Here is a 22,375-nt window from a genome sequence, read left to right on the forward strand (position 1 = left end):
GGGACGACCGGGGTGCCCCGTCGGCGCGAGGTTCCGCGCCGACGGCGGGTGGCCTCGTCTAGTTCATCTCGCGGCGGGCGCGCCGACCACCGCGAGGGAGTCGGCGAGGTACGCCGCCCGGGAGGCGTGGCGCTGGATCTTCCCGCTGGACGTCTTGGGGATGGTGCCGGGGTGGACCAGTACGACGTCGCGCACCGACAGTCCGTGGGCCTCGCCGATCGCGCTGCGGATCAGTTCGGTGATCCGCTCGGAGTCGGCCGCCGCGTCCGGGGCCGTCTCGGCGACGATGACGGGCTGTTCGCCCTCGACTCCGCCGTCCACGGAGAACGCGGCGGTGCAGCCCGGCCGGAGCGCGCCGTGGGACATCTCGGCGGACAGCTCCAGGTCCTGCGGGTAGTGGTTGCGTCCGTCGATGACCATCAGGTCCTTGAGGCGGCCGGTGACGAACAGCTCGCCCCCGCGCAGGAATCCGAGGTCGCCGGTCCGCAGGAAGCGGTCCGGACGGTCCCTCAGTGTGGCCCGGAAGGTCTCGCGGGTGGCGAGGGCGTTGCGCCAGTAGCCCTTGGCGACGCTCGCGCCGCTCACCCAGATCTCGCCGACCTCCCCCTCGGGCAGTTCCTCGCGCCGCTCGGGGTCGGCGATCACCACGGTCGTACCGGGGCCGGGCCGCCCGGAGCCGACGGCGGCCGCGTCGGCCGCACCCGTGTGCGGACCTGACCCGGCGGCCGCGGCGAGGGTGGGCGGGGTGTCGACCGAGCCGCCGCTGACGATGAGCGTGGCCTCGGCGAGGCCGTAGCACGGGTACAGGGCCTCGCGTCTGAAGCCTGCCGGGCCGAAGGTCTCGGTGAAGCGCCGCAGGGTGGCGGCCCGCACGGGTTCGGCGCCGTTGAAGGCGACCTTCCACCGGCTGAGGTCGAGTCCGTCGAGGAGTTCGGGGGTGGCGTGCTTGAGGCACAGCTCGTACGCGAAGTTGGGGCCGCCGCTGGTGTGCGGGCGGTAGAGGCTGAGGGCGGTCAGCCAGCGCGAGGGCCGCTGCAGGAAGTGCAGCGGCGAGAAGAGTGTGGCGGTCACGCCGAGGTGGACGGTGTTCAGGACCGGGCCGATGAGGCCCATGTCGTGGTACACGGGCAGCCAGCTGACGAACAGTTCGTGGCCGTACTCCGCGATCGTGTCCGGGGTGTGGCCCATCCGTTCGGTGATGACCCGTTGGTTGTCGAGCAGGTTCCCGTGGGTGACCATCACTCCGCGCGGGGCGGAGGTGGAGCCGGAGGTGTACTGGAGGAAGGCGACCGAGTCGGCGGCGAGGTCGCTCTCGCGCCAGGAGTCGGCCGCCTCGTCGGGTATGTCCTCGGTGGCGACACAGGTGATGCCGTCCAGTTCGGGCAGGTGTTCCGCCAGGGTGGCCAGGGTGGCGATCACCTCACGGCCGCCCAGGATCACCTTGGCGTCCGCGTCGGCGATGAGGCGCTTCATGCGGTTGAGGGCACGGTGGTTCTGCGACCGCCCCTGTGGGGGAACGCCCGGCACGGCGACGACCTCGGCCGACAGACAGCCCAGGAAGCCGCAGATGAACTCCAGGCCTGGCGGATACAGCAGCAGCGCGTGGGAGCCCGCCAGGCCGCGGTCCTGCAGCCAGGCGGCGACGGCTCGGGACCGTCGGGCCAGACGCCCGTACGAGATGTCCTGGATCTCTCCGTCGCAGTCGCCCGTGACGAGGTAGCGGTACGCGGTCCGCTCTGGCTGGTGCGAGGCGTGCGTGGTCAGTAGATCGACCAGGGAACGAGCCATATGAGGAGTCTCACCTGTTCGAATGAGTGAGCGAGGAAGCTTGAGTCCGAAGGCCGCGGGGTGCGTACGCGCGGGTGCCGTGGCCGTCCGGCCCCCTTGCCGGACAGTCCGTCTCGGCCAACCCGCCCGAGGAGCGGCGGCGATGCGTACGCCGGCTCCTCGTGACCCCGATCGGCTTGCTACTAACGAGTAACACGATAGCAAGTCTTGTCGGCCCAGTAGGTGTAACCATGAGTATTCAATGAGGAATTGGGCGATCCGACGTCCTCGGCGCCTTCATGGCGTGCCGGGAGCGCCGGGGTGTTCGATGCGGGTGGCGAAGGCGGCGAGGTCGGCGACCACGCGGTCGGGCTGCTCCCAGTGGACGTGGTGCCCGGCGCCCTCGTAGGCGAGCAGACGCGAACCGTGGACGGCGTCCAGGATGGTCTGCTGGTCGCCGCGGGGCAGGAAGTCGTCCTGGTCACCCCAGATGACGAGGGTGGGCACCAGGATGCCCGCGAGGGTCGCGCGCAGATCGGTGTCGCGCAGTCCGCGCAGGGTCTCCCGCCAGACGTGCGCGGGGACCTTGAGGTTTTCGTCGATCATGGTCTCGACGAGGCCCCTGGCGACGGACCGGTCCACCGCGCCGGAGGCGAACTCCTCGCTGAACTCGCGGGGGACGGGGTCGACGAGGCCCTCGACGGCCTCCCGCATCGCGGTCACCGCGGGCTCGTCCGCGAGCGCGCCGGGGACGCCGATCAGCACCAGCCCCGAGATCCGGTCGGGGTGGCTGCCCGCGACCATCCGGGCGTGCACTCCGCCGGTGGAGGACGCGACGAGCACAGCGCGGTCGATGTCGACGGCGTCCAGGAAGGCGACGAGGTCGGCGGCGTAGTCCTCGGGCGTGTAGCCCTCGGGAGGGCGATCGGCGTCGCCATGGCCGCGCTGGGTGGGCGCGTAACCGTGCAGAGAGGCCGGAAGGCGCCTCAGGAGGGGCTCGAAGGCCCACCAGGACTCACCGAGTCCGTGCACGAAGACGACCGGTGTGCCACTGGGGTAGCCGGCCTCGGCGTAGGGCAGCGTGAGCTCTTCCCGCACCTGGGTGGACTTCAGGGAGATCACGGTCACGACACCCTGCCTCCTTCGCTCCGCCGCCCGGTCGGGACCCAGGAGCGGCACGCCGCCGTCACGTCACCGGTCGCGCCGAGAGTGCCGTGGTGAACGGGGTGACGGGCCGCTCCAGGCGATCGCCGTCCACGGTGATGTCGACCGCTTCGTTGTAGAAGGCGAGGAGTCCCACGACGGCGCCTGCCGCGGGCAGTGGGTCCGGATAGCTCCACACCAGGTGAGGCGGGACGTCGGCGTCGCCCCGCCAGGACCAGTACTCGGCGGTGCCCTTGTACGGACACCCGGTGCTGTGCTCGGTCGGGACGAGCAGATCGAGGCGGACGTCCTCGCGCGGAATGTAGTAGCGCGTCGGCAGGCCGGTCTCGAAGAGCAGCACCGGACGGCGGGTGTCCGCGACGACCGTGCCGTCGATCTCGACGCGGACATGGCGGCTGCTCGGGAGGGCGTCCACCCGCTTGTGCGGATCGCGGGGGTGGATGAAGATCTCCTCGTCCTCCTCGTACCAGTGGTCGAGACCCCGGCCGCTGCGGCTGAACCACTCGAAGGCGATGTGGCCGGCCAGGTCGTCGGCGGGGAACGTCCAGGCCGCGTTCTCCAGCAGCTCGCCGTCGACTTCGAGGTCGTAGAAGATCCGCGATCCGCTGTGCGTGCCGGTCAGCGGGTTCTTCGCCGGGCGGAGCAGGTCCTCACGGACCTCCTCGCGCGGGAACGCGTACAGCGGAACGGATACTTCGGGCTCCCAGACGAGGACGGGGTGCCGGCTGTCGACGACGGTGACCTCGCCCTTGCACCCACGCACCCAGCGCTCACTGGGCTCCCACAGAAGGCCTTCCGAGGTTGTCCTGACGGCCCGTGCGGTGGGGAATGCGCTCATGGCCGGCTCTCCCTTCGCGTCCCTCACGAGGTTACGCCGGAGATGGCGCGGAGTTCATGAATCCTCACGGCCCGAGAATCCGGCGCTTCTGCTCCTCGAATTCGGCCTCGGTCAGGACACCCTGGGCCTTGAGTTCCCCGAGCTGCCTCAGCTGATCGATCCTGCCGGAAATACCTCCATTGGAGCACCGCCCTGATTCCCTCGCACATCGGCATCGGCGCCATCCTGCGTGAATTCCGCCGTTCTGCCGGTCGACGATTCTCGTGGCAAGCTGAAATGTGCACCACGGACCGGTCACAGGTCAGTGGTGAGGCCTACGTGGGAGGAGCTCGATATGACCACGACTGGAATGCACCACCGCCCCGAGACCGGGAGGGGCGGCGGAGCGTGGGCGTCCAGCTGGACCGCCTTCGCCGCGGTCATGATGATCTTCGGCGGAGTGATGGCGATATTCGAGGGAATCTCCGCCATCGCCGAGGACGACGTATTCGTCGTCACGCGCAACTACGCCTACAACTTCAATCTGACGAGTTGGGGCTGGATCCACCTCTCCCTCGGCGTCCTGGTCGTCCTCGCGGGCGCCGCCCTGTTCACTGGAGCGATGTGGGCACGCGTGGTCGGAATCACCCTGGCAGGCCTGTCGATGATCGCCAACTTCATGTGGCTGCCGTACTACCCCGTCTGGGCCATCGTGCTGATCGCCGTGGACGCCTTCGTCATCTGGGCGCTGTGCGTCGGAATCAGCCGACAGCCCCGCACCGAGTAGCCGAGCGCGCCGTCCCGGACGACCCGGCGGGTCGGCGTTGGGCCGTTCAGCCCGGACCGGCACCCCGACCGGCTGACAGCGGACGTGCCGACGAGCCGTCCCCACTCACCAGTGTTTTCGTTGTGGGGCGGATTCCTCCGAAAAGCGGATCCTTCCGAAGTCCGCGTCGGCACCCCCCCCCCCCCCCCCGGGAGACACGAGTGGAAACCAGCGGCAGTGACGGTCGCCAACCCCTTGCCTTCCCGCTCCTCAAGGGGCAGAAGGCGCTGGTGACGGGCGCGAACTCCGGCATCGGCAAGGCCACGGCCATCGGCCTGGGGCGGGTGGGCGCCGACGTGGTGGTGAACTACGTGGCCGGACGGGACGCCGCGGAAGAGGTCGTACGGGAGATCGAGGGGTTCGGAGTTCGCGCCTACGCGCACGAGGCGGACGTGTCGCAGGAGGACCAGGTCGTCGACATGGTGTCCCGCATGGTCGAGGAGTTCGGGACCATCGACGTCATGGTGGCGAACGCCGGGCTCCAGCGCGACGCCCCCGTCACCGAGATGACCATGGCCCAGTGGCAGAAGGTGCTGGACGTCAATCTGACCGGCCAGTTCCTGTGCGCCCGCGAAGCGACCAAGGAGTTCCTGCGGCGGGGCGTCGTCCCCGAGGTCTCCCGCTCCGCCGGGAAGATCATCTGCATGAGTTCGGTCCACCAGATCATCCCCTGGGCGGGCCATGTGAACTACGCGGCGTCCAAGGGCGGGGTGCAGATGCTCATGGCGACCCTCGCGCAGGAGCTCGCGCCGCAGGGGATCCGGGTGAACGCCGTCGCTCCGGGCGCGATCCGCACGCCCATCAACCGTGACGCCTGGGACACCCCCGAGGCCGAGGCCGACCTCCTCCGGCTCATCCCCTACCGCCGCGTGGGCGACCCGGAAGACATCGCGAACGCGGTGGCCGCACTCGCGTCCGACCTCTTCGACTACGTCGTGGGCACCACGATCTACGTGGACGGCGGAATGACGCTGTTCCCCGGTTTCGCCACCGGCGGCTGAGCCTCAGGGCCCCTGAGCCATCCCCGTACGAGCCCCCGAGGTCATGTGAACAGCGCAATCGGCCGCTTTCTCGCGGACGGCCCACCACAACTCCTCCCCGCCCGGGAGCTGATGGCCTTCACCCTGGCCTCCCACATCCTGCTCGTACCCTTCGGCGTGGCCCTGCCCGCCATCACGCTCCTGATGCACTACCGCGGACTGCGCAAGGGCGACGCCGTCGCCCTGCTGCTCGCACGGCGCTGGTCGGCGGTCATGGCCGTCCAGTTCGCCATCGGCATCGTGACGGGCACCGTGCTGTCCTTCGAGTTCGGTCTGCTGTGGCCGGGGATGATGGGCCGGTGGGGCGACGTCTTCGGCCTCGGCTTCGGGATCGAGGCCTGGGCGTTCTTCCTCGAGGCGATCCTCATCGCCATCTACCTGTACGGCTGGCGCCGGCTCAAGCCGTGGACGCACTTCTGGCTCGGCCTGCCCCTGCCGCTGACCGCCCTGATGGGGGCGTTCGGCATCGTGGCCGCGAACGCCTGGATGAACACCCCGCGCGGCTTCACCCTCGACGCGTCCGGCAAGCCGGTGAACGTCCATGTGCGCCAGGCGGTCTTCACGCCGATGTTCGGCCCGGAGTACTGGCACTTCGTCGTCGGCGTGGTCCTCACCGCCGGATACGTCGTCGCCGGGGTGTACGCGGTCGGCCTGCTGCGCGGCCGCCGGGACCGCTACCACCGGCTCGGCTTCACCGTGCCGTTCACCGTCGCCGCGATCCTCACCCCCGTGCAGTTCGTGCTCGGGGACTCGATCGCGCGCTCGGTCTTCCACAAACAGCCGGTGAAGTTCGCGGCCACCGAGATCGTCTGGAAGACGGACACCCACGTACCGGAGTACATGTTCGGGCGGCTGCACGCCGACGGTTCGATCTCCGGCGGGATCAAGATGCCCCAGCTGGACTCGATCCTCGCCGGATTCAGTCCGGCCACCAAGGTGACGGGACTGACCTCGGTCCCCGCGAGCGACCGGCCGACGGCGACCCAGGCCACCATCGCCCACTGGGCGTTCGACATCATGGTCACCATCGGCAGCCTGCTCGTCCTGCTCGCGCTCTGGTACGGCTGGTGCCGGCTGCGGCGCCGTGAACTGCCCCGGTCGGTCTGGTTCTTCCGGTGTGCCGCCCTCGCCGGCGCCGCCTGTCTGCTGACCGTGGAGTGCGGCTGGATCACGACCGAGGTGGGCCGGCAGCCCTGGATCGTCTACCAGAACATGCGGGTCTCCGAGGCGGTGACGGGCACCCGAGCCGCGTCCCTGTGGACGATGTTCGGCATCGTCGTGGTGGTCTACGTCCTCGTCCTCGGCTCCTTCCTGACCGTCCTCGTGAAGATGAGCCACCGGTGGCGGCTGGCCGACGAGGGCGTCGTGCCCGCGGACACCACCGCCGAGGACCTGGAGGGCAGCGCCCCCTACGGACCCCGCCCGTTGTCGACCTCCGCGGGCGGGGACAGAGGAGACGAATGATCGAGGATGTCGTCGCCTGGGTGCTGCTGGCCGCGGTGGCCGCCTACGCGTGCGCGGGCGGCACGGACTACGGCGCCGGATTCTGGGACCTCGTCGCGGGCGGCACCGAACGCGGCAAACGCCCCCGGTGGCTCATCGACCACGCCATGGAACCGGTGTGGGAGACCAACAACGTCTGGCTCATCTTCGTCCTGGTCATCATGTGGACCGGGTTCCCGGTCCTGTTCCAGACGGTCTTCTCCGCCATGTGGCTCCCGCTGGCACTCGCGGCCGTGGGACTCGTCCTGCGCGGCGCCGGCTTCGCCCTGCGCAAACCCATGCGGCGCCTGGCCCGGCGCAGGGTCTACGGCGCCGTCTTCGCCATCTCCTCGTTGCTGACCCCCTTCTTCCTCGGCGCGGCGGTCGGGGGGATCGCCACGAGCCGGGTGGCTCCCGGCACACAGGCGTCCGCCGACGCATGGTCCAACGGGACCTCCGTCATCGCCGGACTGCTCACCATCGCCGCGACCGCGTTCCTCGGGGCGGTGTTCCTGGCCGCGGACGCCCGCCGCTTCGACGCCCCCGACCTCGTCCGTTACTTCCGGCTGCGGGCCTGGTGCGGTCTCGTCGTCCTCGCCGTGCTGGCGATCGTCGGCCTCGCCGTGACCCACGACGACGCGCCCTACGTCCACGACGGACTGACCGGCGGAATCGGTCTCGTCCTCGTGCTCATCGCCGTCGTCAGCGCGTTGACCACCGCCTGGCTGCTGTACCGCGACAAGACGGGATGGGCGAGGGTCACCGCGGTCGGCAGCGTGGCCCTCGCCGTCGTGGCCTGGGGGCTGGCCCAGCGGCCCTATCTCATCCCCACCTCACTGACCGTGTCCCAGGCGGCCGGCGCGTCGACGACACTGCGCTGGCTGATGCTGGTCACGGTGATCGCGGTGGTGCTCGTCGGACCGCCGCTCGTCCTGCTCTACCGGCTGGACACCCGCGGGGCCCTCCAGCCCCTCACCGAGGCGGACCTGCGGCAGTCGGCACCCGGACGGGAACCCGAGAATCCGTGACCGGGGACAGGGACAGGACCGGGGGCCGGGACAGGACCGGGAGCCCGGACAGGGACAAGGCCGAGCCCCGGGGCCGGGGCGGGTACGGGAAGAGGCCGCCGGTCATGGTGGTCCTGGGCGTGTCGGGATCCGGGAAGACCACCTTCGGCAAGGCCCTCGCCGAGCAGCTGCGCCTGTCCTTCGTCGAGGGCGACGACTTCCATCCCGCCGCGAACATCGCGAAGATGACCGCGGGCCATGCCCTGGACGACGCCGACCGCGCACCCTGGCTGCGTGCCCTCGCCGGCCGCGTCCGTCGAGCCGTCGGGGCCGGCGAGGGACTCGTCCTCGCCTGTTCCGCCCTCAAGCGCGCCTATCGCGACGAGCTCCGGGAGGCCGGGGGCCCGGCGCTCCGCTACCTGTACCTCGCCCTGGACCGGGAGACGGCCCGGGAGCGCGTGTCGCGGCGCACCGGTCACTTCATGCCCGCCGGGCTGGTCGACTCCCAGTTCGAAACGCTGGAGCCGCTGGAGCCGGACGAGCCGGGCATGACCCTGGACGCCACGGCCGCGCTTCCGGCGAATATCGTCCGGGTACGGGCCGCCGCCGAGCGCTGCGCCGAGCGCCCGGGCCCATAGACCAGAATTCCGGCGGAGCTGCCTGACTCCAGGGCGCTGCCCGCCTCCTCGATGTAGGCCTCGCCCAGCAGGCCCACCAGGTCGGCCAGCAGGGGAAGGCCTTCGTCGGTCACGCGGTTACCGGGAAACTCGACGACGATGTAATCGATCGGGCCCATGTCGACGAATTCATCCCGCACGGATGAATCGCTCACGGATTTACCCCTGGGGGTTCATGGAATTCCCCCCTCCCCCGAATGTCCTCGCATCCACGGACCCGAATCCATTGCAGCATCGGACGGAAAGCGCCGCACCCCGGGCGCATTCACCCGCCGGGCCGGTCCGGGTCGCGGGATCGGACGCGTACGCCTCTCCTGTAACCATGACGAGCAGCCCGCCTCCACCGGACCCGGACGAGAAGCCCCCCGAACCGTCCGGCGGGCAGCGGCACTCGGCACGGGAGCGCAACGAACTGGACGAGCTGCGGCACCGGGTGAGCGCCCTGGAGAGCGGCGGGCCGCCGGGGGCCGCGCGGCACCACTGGCTCCGCTCGACGGGTTCGGTCCTGCTGATCCTCCTCGCCGCGCTGCTGTCCTTGCCGGCCGTCGTCGCGGTCTGGGCGAACAGCATCGTCCGGGACACGGACCGCTATGTCGCCACCGTGGGGCCGTTGGCGAGCGATCCGGCGGTGCAGAAGGCGGTCACCAACCGGGTCACCACCGCGGTTCTGGCGCGGATCGACGTGGACGCGCTCGTCAAGGACCTGGAGCGGGCGGCCTCGGAGAAGGGTGCTCCGCCGAGGGTCGCCAAGCTGCTCGGTGACCTGGACGGCCCGATCACCAGCGGCCTGAAGAGCCTGGTCGGTGACACCGTGCAGCGGGTGGTCTCCAGCAAGGCCTTCGACACCGTCTGGGTGGACGCGAACCGCCGGGCCCACAGCGCGCTGGACAAGGCCCTCACGGGCAACGCCACCGGTGCGGTGTCCGCCAAGAACGGTCAGGTCACCATCGACGTGGCACCGATCGTCGCCCAGGTCAAGGACCGACTGGTCAGCGCCGGGTTCAAGCCGGCCGCTCGGATCCCGGCCGTCCACACGGACTTCGTGGTGTTCGAGTCGAAGGACGTCGGCAAGGTCAAGACGTATCTGAGGGTGCTGGACATCATCGGCGCCTGGCTCCCCGTCATCGCCGTGCTGATCGCCGCCGTGGGCGTGTACCTGGCCGTCAACCGCCGCCGGGCCCTGATCGGGGCCGCGCTCGGGGTGTTCGCCGCGATGCTCGTACTCGGCATCGCCCTCGCCCTCGCCCGGGCCATCTACCTCGACCACCTGCCTGTCGGGGCCTCCGAGGACGCCGCCGCCGTGGTGTTCGACTCGCTGGTCAGGTTTCTGCGCGCGGGTGTACGCGCGGTCGGCGCGCTCGCGCTCGTGACGGCCGCCGGTGCCTTCCTCGTCGGGCCGTCCCGGATCGCCGTCCTCATCCGCACGGGCTGCCGCAGGAGCATCGGCGCCCTGCGCGACGTCACCGTGTCGGCGGGGCTCCCACTCGGCGCGGTCGGCCGGTTCGTGCACCGCTTCAAGCGGTGGATCGGCGCCGCGATCCTGGCGGTCGCCGCGGTCGTGCTGTTCACCTGGAGCTACCCGACCACGTGGGTCGTGGTGTGGACCGTGGTGATCGTGCTGGTCGCCTTCGCGATCCGCGAGTTCCTGGACACCGGCCCCGCCGGGACGGCGGCCGCTTCACCGCCGTCCCCTCCCGCGCCGTCCGCCCCTACACCGTCCGCCTGACCTCGCGCCGGTTCCGGCGTTCGCTCACCCGCCGCCACATCGTCCGCTGGATCTTGAGCGTGCCGGTCCCGACCACGATCAGTACGACGATGTTGAGCAGCAGTTGGAGCAGCGAACCCCAGGCCTCGTCCCAGCTGGTGAACGCGCACGAGACCCCGATGTCGGCCCCGGCCGGAATGGTCGTCACCGAGATGAAGACGCCGAGCAGTGCGCTGGTCCGGGCCTCGGCCAGCGAGACGATGCCGACGACGCCGGCCAGCACCGCCACCACGGCCGAGAAGAAGTTGGGCGTGTTGATCAGGTTCGAGACGGGCCTGACACCCAGTTCGAAGGCCCTCGGCTGGAGTTCGAAGCCCCGGACGAGCAGCGAGAAGAGGAAGGTCGCGGCGACGGCCAGCGCGAAGCCCACGAGCAGGGCCATGAGTCCCTGCCGGATGCGCGGCCGGGAGCCGTGGTCGATCGCGAGGGCGACGCTGGTGATCGCGCCGTACTCGGGTCCGACGACCATGGCCGCGACGATGAGGATCTGGGAGTTGGTGATGATGCCCACCGCGCCGATGAGCCCGGCGATGACCAGGAAGAGATAGAAGCTCGGGGGGTATCTGCCCTCGGCCCGGATCCGCGCCTCCACCTGCGCCCACACCGGTGCGCGCGGCAGGGCCCCCAGCTGCTCGGCCCCGGTCCTCGCGGCGTGTTCCGAGAACACCGTGTCCACCGGCTCGAGGACGATGGAGCCGCGGCGTTCCAGCCCCAGGTCCCGCAGGCCGCGCAACACCTCGTTCGCGGCTCCGGTCAGGACGTCGCACTCGACGGCGTCACCGTCGGGGTTGCGGACACTGCCCGTCTGAAGGACCACGTTCAAAGCGCACGGCTCGCCGCCCAGCAGGGCCATGGTGCGTTCCGTGAGGTCCGGCGGGCACACCGCGCGGACATGGATCATGTCCATCCGGACCTCCGCGTTTCGGTGCGGTGCGCCGGCGCGTGACGTGGACGGGTCGCTCCTTCATTAACGCGGCGGCGCCCGCCCCAGGCAACTCGGCGTGCCGGAATGCGGCTTCTGTCGGAGGCTGGGGACATGCCGATGCCCGACGAGCTGAGCGAGGCCGAGTTCCGGTCGCTCTACCGCCAACTACGCGGCACGGCCCCCGGGGGCGGCACGCGCCGGGGCGCCCTGGACATGATCACGGCGGAACAGGTGCTGGCGGCCGTCCGCGAGGTGCGGTCGGGTCGTACGGTGTCGCTCGCCGCCCCCGTGGAGACCCGTACCGAGCCCGACGACGCCGAACCGGCCGAGCACCGGCTCACCGCTCCGCCCGGCGGCGAACCGGACCCCAAGGGCCTGGACTTCGCGCGGGACCGCTTCGCCATGAACGTCCACGGCGATGTGGACAGTCACCTCGACGCGCTGTGCCATGTCATCTACGACGGCACACTGCACGGCGGCATACCGGCGGCGGACGCGCTGTCGCCGGAGGGCGCGAGCGTCCTGTCCGTCGAGCTGGCCCGTGACGGCATCGTCGGACGCGGGGTCCTCCTCGACATACCCCGGGTGCACGGCGTCTCCTGGCTCGAACCCGGTTGGAATGTGACCGCCGAGGACCTGGCCGCCGCCGAGACCCGGCAGGGGCTGCGGGTCCGCCGGGGCGACATCCTGCTCGTACGGGTCGGACACCGCCGGCGCCGCGAGGAGCTGGGCCCCTGGGACGTGGCCGCCGCCCGTGCCGGACTCCATCCGACCGCGATGGAGTTCGTGGCCGACCGGGAGGTGGCGGTGCTCGGCAGTGACGGCAACAACGACACGGCCCCGAGCGCGGTGCGAGGCATCGCGTTCCCGGTGCATGTGCTCGCCGTCCACGCCATGGGACTGCATCTGCTCGACTATCTGCGGTTCGAGGACCTCGCGCCGATCTGCGCGCGGGAAGGCCGCTGGTCGTTCCTGTGCGTGATCGCCCCGCTCCGGCTGCCCGCGGCCACCGGCTCCCCCGTCAATCCCCTGGCGATCCTGTGACGGCCGCTCAGGGTCAGGTGGTCAGCTGGTAGATGCTCTTGCCCACCAGCCACAACCCCAGCAGCAGGCACACCGTCACGATCGCCTGGTCCTGATGGCCCTCCAGCCACGTCCGCAGCCGCCCGAGCCGTACGCGGGCCGAGTCGGGGGCGAAGGTCGCGTAGATCTCCATGGCCAGCAGGCTGGAGCTGGCCAGCAGGCAGTAGCCCATCAACGCCGCGTACGAGGCGACGTGAGAGAGGTCCGCCTCCACCACGGTGGCGGCACCGGCGGCCACCAGCCCCCAGGGCTGGAGGAACAGCGCCAGCCCGGCCGCCGTCCACGGGGAGATCCGCTCGAGCCGGGACATCATCCCGGGGGACTTGTGCCGCCTGCCCCTCCCGCGGCGGGTGCGCTCCCCGTACCAGACGAGGCCGACGCCGATGGCCAGTTTGGCGGCCAGGGCGGCCGTGGAGGGCGATGACTTGGGCGGCGGCGGTTTCCCGCCGGTCATGAGCAGCACCACGGCGATGATCGCGACGAAACTGGCCAGCCAGGTGAGGACGAAGGCCAGTCCGTTCCAGATCCCTCCCCGCGCGGACAGCACCAGCACGAACGCGGTGACCGAGAACGGGTTCACGGCGATCGCCAGACCGATGAGGACCAGGTCAAGGACCATCGCTGCCCCCGCACGGCCGGGCCGGGCTCGGGGCGGCGCCGGATGCGCGCATGGCCCCATCGTCACCGCTCCCGCCCGCACCCACAATTCAGCGGTGGCGTCCGGAACTCCTCGGGCGGCCTCTCCCCCCCCCGTACGGTGCAACGGCGCTCGCGCCGCAGGCGGGCGGCCCCCCGGGACGGCACCCTGGTGGCGTGGTCACGCCTCGGGGCGTGGAGACCAGTCCCGACCCGGGGAGCGGAATGCGCGCAGGCAGAGGATCCGGCTCGCCCGTCGACGGCAGGGCGGGCCGCCTGCGCGGGCGGGCGGCGGAGCTGGGGGCGCGACTGCGGCGGCTGCGCGCCAGCGTCGAGGAGCGGTTCCCGGTGATCACCCGCCTCACCTCGCACCTGATCGCGGTGAACCTGCTGGATTCCGCGACCCGGCTCGCGGCCCAGGTCTTCCTGACCGCGGTTCCACTGATCTTCGTGGTCGCCTCCTTCGCCCCGCGGGCGGTGCGCGAGGAGTTCCTCTCCTCCCTGCACGACGTCTTCGGTATCAACGGCTCCTCCGAGCAGGAGCTGAAGAAGGTCTTCGCCGCCGATCCCGAGGAGCTGCAGCAGAGCGCCGGAGTGGTCAGTTCGCTGATGGTGCTGCTCTCCGCCACCGCGTGCAGCCGGGCGATGCAGCGCCTGTGCCAACGCGCCTGGCGGCTGCCGAGTGCGAGCGCGCGGATCGCCGCCTGGAGATGGCTCGTATGGATCGCGGCCTGGCTGGTCATCCTCGCCCTGCAGGGACCGCTGCGCACCGGATTCGGCGCGGGGCCGTGGCTGGGCGTGCCGCTCCAGCTGGTCGCCCAGGTGGGCGTCTGGTGGTGGACCCAGCACCTGCTGCTGGCCGCGCGCGTCCCCTGGCTGCCCCTGCTGCCCGGCGCGCTCCTGACCGGGGTGGCCATGACCGCGCTCTCGGTGGTCGCCAAGCTGTACGTGCCCACCGCGCTCAACCGCAGCCTGGACCGCTACGGGTCACTGGGTGCGGTCTTCACGGTGCTGTCATGGCTGATCGGGCTCTGTGTCGTCATCGCCGCCGGTATCACCGCCGGCGCGGTGATCGCGCGGGAACCCGCCGTGTCCCGGCGCCTCGACTCACCCGAATAGTCCAACTAGCCGGAAATATCCCCCAAGGATACCTTGGGCTTCGGGGCAGATGCCCACGGTGGGCAGTGGGGACGGTGGCCTGCATGTCCGAGGCACGGCACTACGACGTCATCGTGATCGGCACCGGTGCGGGCGGTGGCACGATCGCCCATCGACTGGCGCCCACGGGGAAAAGGATTCTCCTTCTCGAACGCGGGGGCTATCTTCCTCGTGAACGCGACAACTGGGATTCCACCGCCGTCTTCGTCAAAGGGAAATACCGCGCACCGGAATTCTGGTACGACAAACACGGAAACCAGTTCCCGCCCGAGGTCAATTACTACGTGGGCGGCAACACCAAGTTCTACGGCGCCGCGCTCTTCCGTATGCGCCCCGAGGACTTCGGCGAGCTCCGCCACCACGACGGCCTCTCCCCCGCCTGGCCGCTGAGCTACGAGGAACTCGAGCCGTACTACACCCAGGCCGAGCACCTCTACCTCGTCCACGGCCGGCACGGCGAGGATCCGACCGAGGGTCCCACCAGCGCCCAGTACGCGTATCCACCGGTCCAGCACGAGCCGCGCATCCAGCAACTGAGCCACGACCTGGAGAAGCAGGGGCTGCACCCCTTCCACCTCCCGATCGGGGTGAACCTCACCCAGGACGACCGGGGCCGGGCCACTCACGCCAGCGCCTGCATCCGCTGCGACCGTGTCGACGGCTTCCCCTGCCTGGTCGGCGCGAAGTCCGACACGCAGGTCATCTGTGTCGACCCCGCCCTGGAACACGACAACGTGGCGATGGTCACCCACGCGGACGTGCGGCGTCTGAAGACGGACCCGACCGGCCGCAGCGTCACCTCGGTCGTCGCGACGGTCGGGGACGGCGGCGGCGAAGGTTCGACGGTGGAGTTCAGCGCGGACATCGTGGTCGTCGCCTGCGGCGCCGTCAACTCCGCCGTCCTGCTGCTGCGTTCGGCGAACGACCGGCATCCGCGGGGCCTGGCCAACAGCTCGGACGTCGTGGGCCGGCACTACATGCGGCACAACAACCTCGCCCTGATGGCCGTGTCCAAGGAACCGAACGACACCAGGTTCCAGAAAACCCTGGCCGTGCACGACTGGTACCTGGGAGCCGACGACTGGGAGTACCCCCTCGGCGGCATCCAGATGCTCGGCAAGTCCGACTCCGAACAGATCCACGGCGAGGCGCCCCGCTGGGCCGGGGCCGTCTGTCCCGACATGCCCTTCGAGGTACTGGCCCACCACGCGGTCGACTTCTGGCTGTGCGGCGAGGACCTGCCCGCGCCCGACAACCGCGTCACCCTGGACCAGGACGGCGGCATCCACCTGGCCCTCGACGAGAAGAACAACATCGCCGGACTGAACCGCCTGCGGCACAAACTGCAGGGCATGCTCGGCCACCTGGGCATGCACGAACACCATCTCCTGTCGCACAGCATCTACCTGCACAAGGGCATGCCCATCGGCGCCACGGCGCATCAGGCGGGCACCGTCCGCTTCGGCCACGACCCCGCCGACTCCGTCCTCGACGTCAACTGCAGGGCCCACGACCTCGACAACCTGTACGTCGTCGACACGAGCTTCTTCCCGAGCATCGGAGCGGTCAATCCCTCCCTGACGGCCATGGCCAACGCCCTGCGTGTCGGTGATCGCATCGCGGACCGACTGCGATGACCACGAACCACCCGACCGACGGCGACACTCCCGGGACCGGACCGACGGCGTCGACGGGGCTTCCACGTACGGCAGTCGCGGGAGCCGAAGCCGCCTGACAGGCCTGACAGGCCTGACAAGGAGAGCAGCATGGATCGCTATCCGCCCATCGCCGACCACGGGCTCGTCGGGGACCTTCAGACCGCGGCTCTGGTCTCGTCCCAGGGAGTCATCGACTGGTTCGCGGCACCGCGCTTCGACTCACCGAGCATCTTCGCCGCGCTGCTCGACCACGACGGCGGCGGTCATTTCCTCCTCGCGCCCGAACATCCCGAGGGCACCTGGAAGCAGCTCTACTACCCGGACACCGCCGTCGTGGTGACCCGCTTCATGTCACCCGACGGAGTCGGCGAGATCGTCGACCACATGCCGGTCCAGCCGGGCCCGACGGCGACCGACCGGCACAGCCTGGTGAGGGTCGTCCGCTCGGTGCGCGGCACCGTGCGCTTCATCCTCGAATGCCGGCCGCGGTTCGACTACGCGCGGGCCGCCCACGAACTCGACCTGACGCACGACAGGCCGATGCAGGAGACGGCGACGTTCCGGGCTCCCGGGATGACCGCCTACCTCCAGGGCGGCATCCCGCTCGAACGGGACGGGCAGGACGTCCGAGGCGCCATCACCCTCAACGCGGGGGAGGCGGCGGTCGTGGTGTTCACCGTCTGCGCGCCGGACGGGGCGGCGCCACCGCCCCCCACCACCGAAGGGATCACCGAGGATCTCTGGGAGAACATCGACTTCTGGCAGAAGTGGGTGCGCACCTCGCGCTACCGCGGCCGCTGGACGGACATGGTGCACCGCTCCGCGATCACCCTCAAGCTCCTCACGTACGCCCCCACGGGCGCGCCGGTCGCCGCCGCCACCATGGGCCTTCCCGAGCAGGTCGGCGGCGAGCGCAACTGGGACTACCGGTACACCTGGGTACGGGACGGCTCCCTGTCGGTGCGGGCCCTGCTCGACCTCGGCTTCGTGGAGGAGGCCACCCGCTTCACCCGCTGGCTGGGCGACCGGCTGGGCGACCGCGAGGGCCCCGACGACGAACCCCTCCAGATCATGTACCGGGTCGACGGCGACCCCCATCTGACGGAGGAGATCCTGGAGCACTTCGAGGGCTACCGCGGCTCCTACCCGGTCCGGGCCGGCAACGCCGCCTCCGACCAACTGCAGCTCGACATCTACGGCGAGGCCCTCTACGCCCTGGCCGAGGGCCGCGAGGTCGGCGAACAGACGGGCTACCACGGCTGGAAGGGCCTCGCCGCCACCCTCGACTGGCTGGCCGACTCCTGGGACCGGCCCGACGAGGGCATCTGGGAGACCCGGGGCGGGCGCAAGGACTTCACCTACAGCCGGGTGATGTGCTGGGCCGCGTTCGACCGCGGCCTGAAGCTGGCACGCGAGTTCAGCAGACCGGCCGACACCGTGCGCTGGACCCGGGCCCGGGACGCGATCCTCGAACAGGTCATGGAGCGCGGCTGGAACGACAAGGAGCAGGCCCTCGTCCAGTACTACGGCGGCGACGTCCTGGACGCCTCTCTGCTCCTCGCCCCCAGGGTCGGGTTCATGGCCCCCCGTAGCCCCGGCTGGCTCAACACGCTCGACGCCATGGACCGCGTCCTCGTCTCCGACAGCCTGGTCTACCGCTACGACCCCGCGGCCTCGCCCGACGGACTGCGCGGCTCCGAAGGGACCTTCAGTCTGTGCACCTTCCTGTACGTCGACGCCCTCGCCCGCGCGGGGCGCCTCCCGCAGGCCCGCTACGCCTTCGAGAAGATGCAGACGTACGCGAACCATGTCGGCCTGTTCGCCGAGGAGATCGGCCCCAGCGGGGAGCAACTCGGCAACTTCCCACAGGCCTTCACCCATCTCTCCCTCATCATGGCCGCGACGACGCTGAACGAGGCGCTCGACGCGCTCCACGACTGAACTCCGGGATCCCCCGCCCCTGCGGCAGCGGTTCGGTGGTCACCACGTCGGCCGTGTCCCTCCAAGCCACGCGACACCACCCGGAAACCCTCCGGGTGGTCGCGTGGGAGAGCCGGCTCAGCGGGCGCGGGGGCCCGGAGCGCCGGAGTCCGGTCGGCCCGATGTGCGCAGCGTGCCGACCGTCTTCAGCAGCCGGTCGGCCGGATCGCGCAGCCTGGGATGGGCCAGGACCGTGTTGCGCAGGCCCCGCACCGGCCTGCGCCAGAGCCGGTGCGCCGTCGCCATCGGGTGGGGACGGGTCGCGAACCCCTCGCCCACGCGCAGCTCCCGGGTCTTGAGCCAGTCCTTCCACTCCTTGTCGCCGCGGCCCAGATCCATGAGCCGTACACCCTCGCGTCCGGCGGCCTCGGCCATCCGGAGGTGCATGATCAACCCGGGCGAGTAGTAACGGAGTTCGGGATCGTAGGCGGTGAACCAGGCTGCGAAGAGCGTGCGCGAGGTCGGTCCGAAGTGTGCGGCCACCGGCCGGTCGCCGGCGTACAGCACGGACATCACGCCGGTGAAGTGCTCCTCGCGGACCCGGAAGAGATGATCCACCAGGTCCACTATCCAGGGCCGCGCGAACCGGTCCATCCGTCCCGTCCTGCGGTACTGGGCGGACTTCCAGCGCATGAGGGTGTGCAGCACCCTCGGGTCGCGCTCGTCGTAGACGAACCGCATCTCGCCCAGGTCGCGCCCCAGCCGGCGTTCCTTCTTCAGCGTCGTCTTGGCCAGTCCCGGGTACGCGCCGCGCAGCCACTCGGCGTAGGTCCCGTCGCCGACCTTCAGGTCTATCACCGGTGAGGCGAACGTTCCGGTGACATGTCTGCCGAAGGGTTTCTGCTCCTCGACCAGGTGGTCGAACTCGAAGACGGACAGCCCGCAGGCCCGCAGCAGTTCCTGCGTGTCCCAGGTGATCCCGGGTCTGTGGACCAGCGCCTGGCAGTCGGAGAGGCCGAGACCGATGGCCCGGCCGACGCCCAAGGAGTTCCGCTCGTACGGGAAGAAGCCGACAGGCTCCCCTCTCTCGTGGAGGACCGCCACATGCGCCCCGCCTCGGTACCTGTCGATCCCCGTCGCGAACTCCGGGGACAGGAACGGATTGGCGTAGTCGGGCGACTCGTCCATCACCCTGTGCCAGGCCAGGAGGAGCGAGCTGTTCAGCTCCTCCGGTCTGTGGATCGTGATCTCCACCTCAGATCAACCGCCCTTCCGCGGGCTCCGCGAGGGACGTACCGTTCGCAGCCCGGACCCCTAAGGCGTGATGATCGTTGTTCATCGATCGCACGGCCGACCGCCCCCCATTCCCCCATGACGCGTCTCCAACTGTTCCGCGAGGCTCAAACGTCGCGAATCAGTACGCAAGCTGTCAAGGGTGTCTGTCGTAACGGAAGGGTGGGGATTGGATCGCCCGGTCTCGGCGCCCGGTCTCTCAACCGCCGACGAGGGCGACGAGCTTGATGAAGACCAGGCCCGGATCGGCGGTGAGATCCACGACTTCGTCGAGGTCCTCGACCTGGCGCCCCCCGGCCAGCACGAAGAACCCGTTGGACAGGAAGGCGCGCTCGGCGATCTCGGCCTGGCGCTCCCAGTCGATACGGCGGGACTCACGGAGGCGGTAGCCGTTCAGCTCCGCCTCCGCGTCGTCGGGGCGGACCAGACCGTTGAAACGGTCGCCGGGGCGGTCGTTGTGCCGGGCGACCTCCTCGCGGACCCGGAGCCTGATCAGTTCCCGTACGGTCAGGTGTTCCGGCAGCCCGGCGACCTCGAACTCCGTGACCGACTTGCCCGTCGCCGTCTCGTCCCGGAACGTCACGGTGGCCATCAGACACCTCGCTCGATCTGCCTGAGGATGGTCCGGTCGGTGATCTCGGTGTCGGCGGCGAGCAGGAACGCCTTGCTGAGGATCAGCGAGAGCCGGTCGTCCTCGAACGGCAGGAACACCTTGCCGTCACCCTTGCGGCCCGACGGGACGATGCACAGATAGGCGTCGTCCGGCTCCATGAGGATGTTGGCCGAGCTCAGATGGATCTTGTAGGTGCGCCGGTCACCCCGGACCACCAGATATCGGCCGTTCAGCGAACAGCGGTCGGCGATCTTCAAGCGCGGCAGGATCCGTTCCAGCGCCTCGCGCCGGACCTCCGCGCTCGCCGTCAGCTCAGCGAACGTGGCCGCCCGCCAGTACGCGCCATAGCGGTCCTCTCCCCGGTCGGCCCACTCGGGATCGGCCGCGATCGAGGTCACACCCACGAACAGATCGACGTCCCGCATCGCCTCGCTGAACACCAGTGGCTCCACCTCGGCCAGCGGAACCTCCCGCAGGCGTCGGCCCTCACGCCGCTCGAACCGGACCTGGTCCGTCGCGGCATGGTCGGGCGCGTAGTCTCTGTAGTCCTCCGTGGCAGGTTCGTGGAAGAAGTACGCCCGCCACTCACCGTCGCCGAAATCGGCCCACGCCTTCCCCTCGTAGCCGCCGTCGTACCGGCCGAGGAAGTTGGCCTGCCATCCGCGTTCCTTGAACAGCGCGTAGAGCCGGCGGTAGTGGACGATGTGAGCGGCGAACCGGTTGGAGTAGACGCCGGTCTCCTCCTCTGCCGGGGTGAGCAGGTAGATCTCCCTGAACGCCTGTTTGAACGGCTGCCGCAGCCGCTCGGCGACGATCCGCTCCCGCCACGCCGTGATCTCCCGCGTCGACGCCCGGATCGGATGCCACAAGCGCACACGCCCGGGCTCGCCGTGCGGTTCGGTCATCGGCGCCGCCGCACGCCACTGGCCGTCCGTGTCCTGGAACTCCCAGATGAGGCCGCGGACGAGGACCCCGGTGACCGGATGATCGCGGTAGTGGCGGCGCCACTCGTCGTACGGCCACTCGCGCCCGGCCGACATCAGCGCCTCGACGCGGGCCCGCTCGCCCGACAGTGTGCCCCGCACCTCCTTGGCCAGGGCCTTCAGCTGCTTGAGCTCGTCCGGAAACCCGTCCTTCACCACCGCCGGGGCGGTACGCGACGGGCGCCCGCCGGGGCCGGTGAAGGTGAGCCGTACCGTCACCGCGTCCTCGATCGCCACCCGTACCCGGTATCCGCCCCACTGCTGTTCCAGCGAGCCGTCCCGTGCCAGGCCGTGGTTCGGCACGCTGCGCTCGACGAGCTGCTCCGGCGTGATGCCCTGTCGGCCGGCGGCCGTCACCAGAGCGGTGTCGAGCTGCTTGCGCAGAGCCCGGTGCTTGATCCGGGACCGCAGCCGCCACAGAGATTCCAGTGCCGCCGGATCGTCGGTCTCGGCCAGCGCGTTGATCGCCGCGCCCGCGAGCTTGAGGTCCTCGATCACCTCGGATCCGGGGCCGCCGGCCCGCAGGGCGAGCGCGCCGAGGTAGGGCACCGCGGCCGGGCCGCCGGTGAGCGCGGCCGCCCAGACGACGCCGCGGGCCAGGTCACCGTCTCTCTGGTGAACGACGTAGTGGTAGTGGAACTCGCCCGCCCAGCGGGTGTGCGGACCGTGTCCGCTGCTGCACTGCGGATCCCCCTCGGCCAGCCCTCGCAGGACCTCCACCGCGAGGTCGCCCACCGCCGCCGCGTCCGCGAGCGCGCGGCACGTCTGCCGCCATCGCTGTGCGGGACGCGGCCCCGACAGGCTCGCCAGATGCCGGACGAGGGCGGCCAGCTCCGGCGTCGGCGATGTGTTCGCACGCTCGCGCAGCGGGGCGGCCCACGGGGCGTACGGGGGGATCAGGCCCTCGGGTATGTGAGCCTCGTCCACGCTTTCGAGCAGCGCGCGCAGGCGCTTGGCGAGCGGCCCGCGCAGGCGCGCCCCGACATCGGTGTTCCTGAGCTCCGCGTGGGCGCGCCGCAGCCAGGGCGCGACCGCGCGGCGGCCGTCGGCGTCGAGACGTTCGGCCGCGTTCAGCACTGTCTTGAGCGATTCGCCGAACGAGTGGCGCATGTCGTACTCGGTGACGCGAAACAACATCACGGCGACCTCGTCCGAAGTCCAGCCGCGCACCCGTGAGATCAGCGTCTCCGTCTCGGTGTCGTACTGCCAGAAGCCGGTGCGGTCGAAGCGGGCGGCCAGGAGGAAGCACAGGACCGCGGCCCGGCTCTCCTCCTCCCCGCAGGCCGCGAGCCGCCCGTCGAGCTCGGCCTGGGTCGCCGCGCGTGCCGCCTGGTACCGCTCGTACGCGTCCTCCCCCGCCAACGGGACGGCGTCCCACCGGGACTCCGCCCGCTGGCGTTCCAGAAGGTCGACGAGCCAGCGGACCCGGCCGAGCGCGGCCGACCTCACGTCGTCGAGCGAGTCGTCCTTACGGGATTCGGCCACGAGGGTGTCGTAGAGCATGCGCGGGATCATGGCAGAGGGCACTGACAGCGTGCTCCACCTCACAGCGGGCGAGGTG

The 22,375-nt window shown here is 70.4% G+C and carries 18 protein-coding genes and 1 pseudogene; 10 read left to right on the plus strand and 9 right to left on the minus strand.

From position 1 onward, the window contains the following. Positions 1–63: 63 nt before the first annotated feature. From OG568_RS07395 to OG568_RS07410, 4 genes and pseudogenes are all read right to left on the minus strand, one after another. Complete coding sequence (locus OG568_RS07395) at positions 64–1,788, minus strand: fatty acyl-AMP ligase (protein ID WP_329530806.1); 1,725 nt, start codon at positions 1,786–1,788, stop codon at positions 64–66. Between the two features lie 276 nt (positions 1,789–2,064). Then, positions 2,065–2,895, minus strand: coding sequence for an alpha/beta fold hydrolase (locus tag OG568_RS07400; RefSeq protein WP_329530807.1), 831 nt, complete (start codon positions 2,893–2,895; stop codon positions 2,065–2,067). Between the two features lie 58 nt (positions 2,896–2,953). Then, positions 2,954–3,769: a DUF427 domain-containing protein gene (locus OG568_RS07405; protein ID WP_329530808.1), complete on the minus strand. Its 816-nt coding sequence runs from the start codon at positions 3,767–3,769 to the stop codon at positions 2,954–2,956. A 64-nt stretch (positions 3,770–3,833) separates the two neighbouring features. Continuing rightward, positions 3,834–3,932, minus strand: a pseudogene (locus OG568_RS07410) (SHOCT domain-containing protein); the annotation flags it as partial. A 171-nt stretch (positions 3,933–4,103) separates the two neighbouring features. Here OG568_RS07410 and OG568_RS07415 point away from each other — a divergent pair. The 6 genes from OG568_RS07415 (at position 4,104) to OG568_RS07445 (ending at position 10,506) form a co-directional block, all read left to right on the plus strand. Further along, positions 4,104–4,535, plus strand: coding sequence for a DUF7144 family membrane protein (locus OG568_RS07415; protein ID WP_385069756.1), 432 nt, complete (start codon positions 4,104–4,106; stop codon positions 4,533–4,535). A gap of 200 nt (positions 4,536–4,735) precedes the next feature. Beyond that, complete coding sequence (locus OG568_RS07420) at positions 4,736–5,575, plus strand: SDR family oxidoreductase (RefSeq protein ID WP_266426146.1); 840 nt, start codon at positions 4,736–4,738, stop codon at positions 5,573–5,575. Positions 5,576–5,620: 45 nt separating this feature from the next. After that, complete coding sequence (locus OG568_RS07425; RefSeq protein WP_443077570.1) at positions 5,621–7,078, plus strand: cytochrome ubiquinol oxidase subunit I; 1,458 nt, start codon at positions 5,621–5,623, stop codon at positions 7,076–7,078. Beyond that, a complete protein-coding gene (locus OG568_RS07430) occupies positions 7,075–8,124 on the plus strand; it encodes a cytochrome d ubiquinol oxidase subunit II (RefSeq protein WP_329530809.1) in 1,050 nt (349 codons plus the stop codon). Before OG568_RS07425 ends, OG568_RS07430 begins: the two co-directional genes overlap by 4 nt. Positions 8,125–8,228: 104 nt before the next feature. Continuing rightward, positions 8,229–8,741, plus strand: a complete 513-nt coding sequence (locus OG568_RS07435) for a gluconokinase (RefSeq protein WP_329530810.1) — start codon at positions 8,229–8,231, stop codon at positions 8,739–8,741. A 361-nt stretch (positions 8,742–9,102) separates the two neighbouring features. After that, positions 9,103–10,506: a hypothetical protein gene (locus tag OG568_RS07445; protein ID WP_329530811.1), complete on the plus strand. Its 1,404-nt coding sequence runs from the start codon at positions 9,103–9,105 to the stop codon at positions 10,504–10,506. Here the strand turns inward: OG568_RS07445 and OG568_RS07450 are convergent. Continuing rightward, entirely contained in the window at positions 10,490–11,452 is a 963-nt protein-coding gene (locus OG568_RS07450; RefSeq protein WP_266426159.1) for a DUF389 domain-containing protein, read from the minus strand. The two genes, OG568_RS07445 and OG568_RS07450, sit on opposite strands and share 17 nt — an antisense overlap. 129 nt (positions 11,453–11,581) lie before the next feature. Between OG568_RS07450 and OG568_RS07455 the strand changes: the two genes are divergently transcribed. Then, a complete protein-coding gene (locus tag OG568_RS07455) occupies positions 11,582–12,514 on the plus strand; it encodes a cyclase family protein (RefSeq protein ID WP_266426161.1) in 933 nt (310 codons plus the stop codon). Between the two features lie 13 nt (positions 12,515–12,527). Here OG568_RS07455 and OG568_RS07460 read toward each other — a convergent pair whose 3' ends face one another. Then, entirely contained in the window at positions 12,528–13,172 is a 645-nt protein-coding gene (locus tag OG568_RS07460) for a GAP family protein (protein ID WP_329530812.1), read from the minus strand. A 242-nt stretch (positions 13,173–13,414) separates the two neighbouring features. Between OG568_RS07460 and OG568_RS07465 the strand changes: the two genes are divergently transcribed. The 3 genes from OG568_RS07465 to OG568_RS07475 all read left to right on the plus strand — a co-directional run bounded on the left by OG568_RS07465 (position 13,415) and on the right by OG568_RS07475 (position 17,946). Further along, a complete protein-coding gene (locus OG568_RS07465) occupies positions 13,415–14,308 on the plus strand; it encodes a YhjD/YihY/BrkB family envelope integrity protein (RefSeq protein WP_329530813.1) in 894 nt (297 codons plus the stop codon). A gap of 83 nt (positions 14,309–14,391) precedes the next feature. Next, positions 14,392–15,984, plus strand: coding sequence for a GMC family oxidoreductase (locus OG568_RS07470; RefSeq protein ID WP_329530814.1), 1,593 nt, complete (start codon positions 14,392–14,394; stop codon positions 15,982–15,984). 129 nt (positions 15,985–16,113) lie between these two features. Continuing rightward, positions 16,114–17,946 (plus strand): glycoside hydrolase family 15 protein, encoded by a 1,833-nt coding sequence (locus tag OG568_RS07475; RefSeq protein ID WP_329530815.1) that lies wholly within the window; start codon positions 16,114–16,116, stop codon positions 17,944–17,946. Between the two features lie 117 nt (positions 17,947–18,063). Here OG568_RS07475 and OG568_RS07480 read toward each other — a convergent pair whose 3' ends face one another. The 3 genes from OG568_RS07480 to OG568_RS07490 all read right to left on the minus strand — a co-directional run bounded on the left by OG568_RS07480 (position 18,064) and on the right by OG568_RS07490 (position 22,317). Continuing rightward, a complete protein-coding gene (locus OG568_RS07480; RefSeq protein WP_266588740.1) occupies positions 18,064–19,179 on the minus strand; it encodes a GNAT family N-acetyltransferase in 1,116 nt (371 codons plus the stop codon). A gap of 238 nt (positions 19,180–19,417) precedes the next feature. Beyond that, positions 19,418–19,810: a hypothetical protein gene (locus tag OG568_RS07485; protein WP_329530816.1), complete on the minus strand. Its 393-nt coding sequence runs from the start codon at positions 19,808–19,810 to the stop codon at positions 19,418–19,420. Then, entirely contained in the window at positions 19,810–22,317 is a 2,508-nt protein-coding gene (locus tag OG568_RS07490; RefSeq protein WP_329530817.1) for a DUF4132 domain-containing protein, read from the minus strand. The genes OG568_RS07485 and OG568_RS07490 overlap by 1 nt, the downstream gene beginning before the upstream one ends. Positions 22,318–22,375 lie beyond the last annotated feature (58 nt).

Origin of the sequence: Streptomyces sp. NBC_01450 (assembly GCF_036227505.1) — a bacterium.
Lineage (GTDB): Bacteria > Actinomycetota > Actinomycetes > Streptomycetales > Streptomycetaceae > Streptomyces.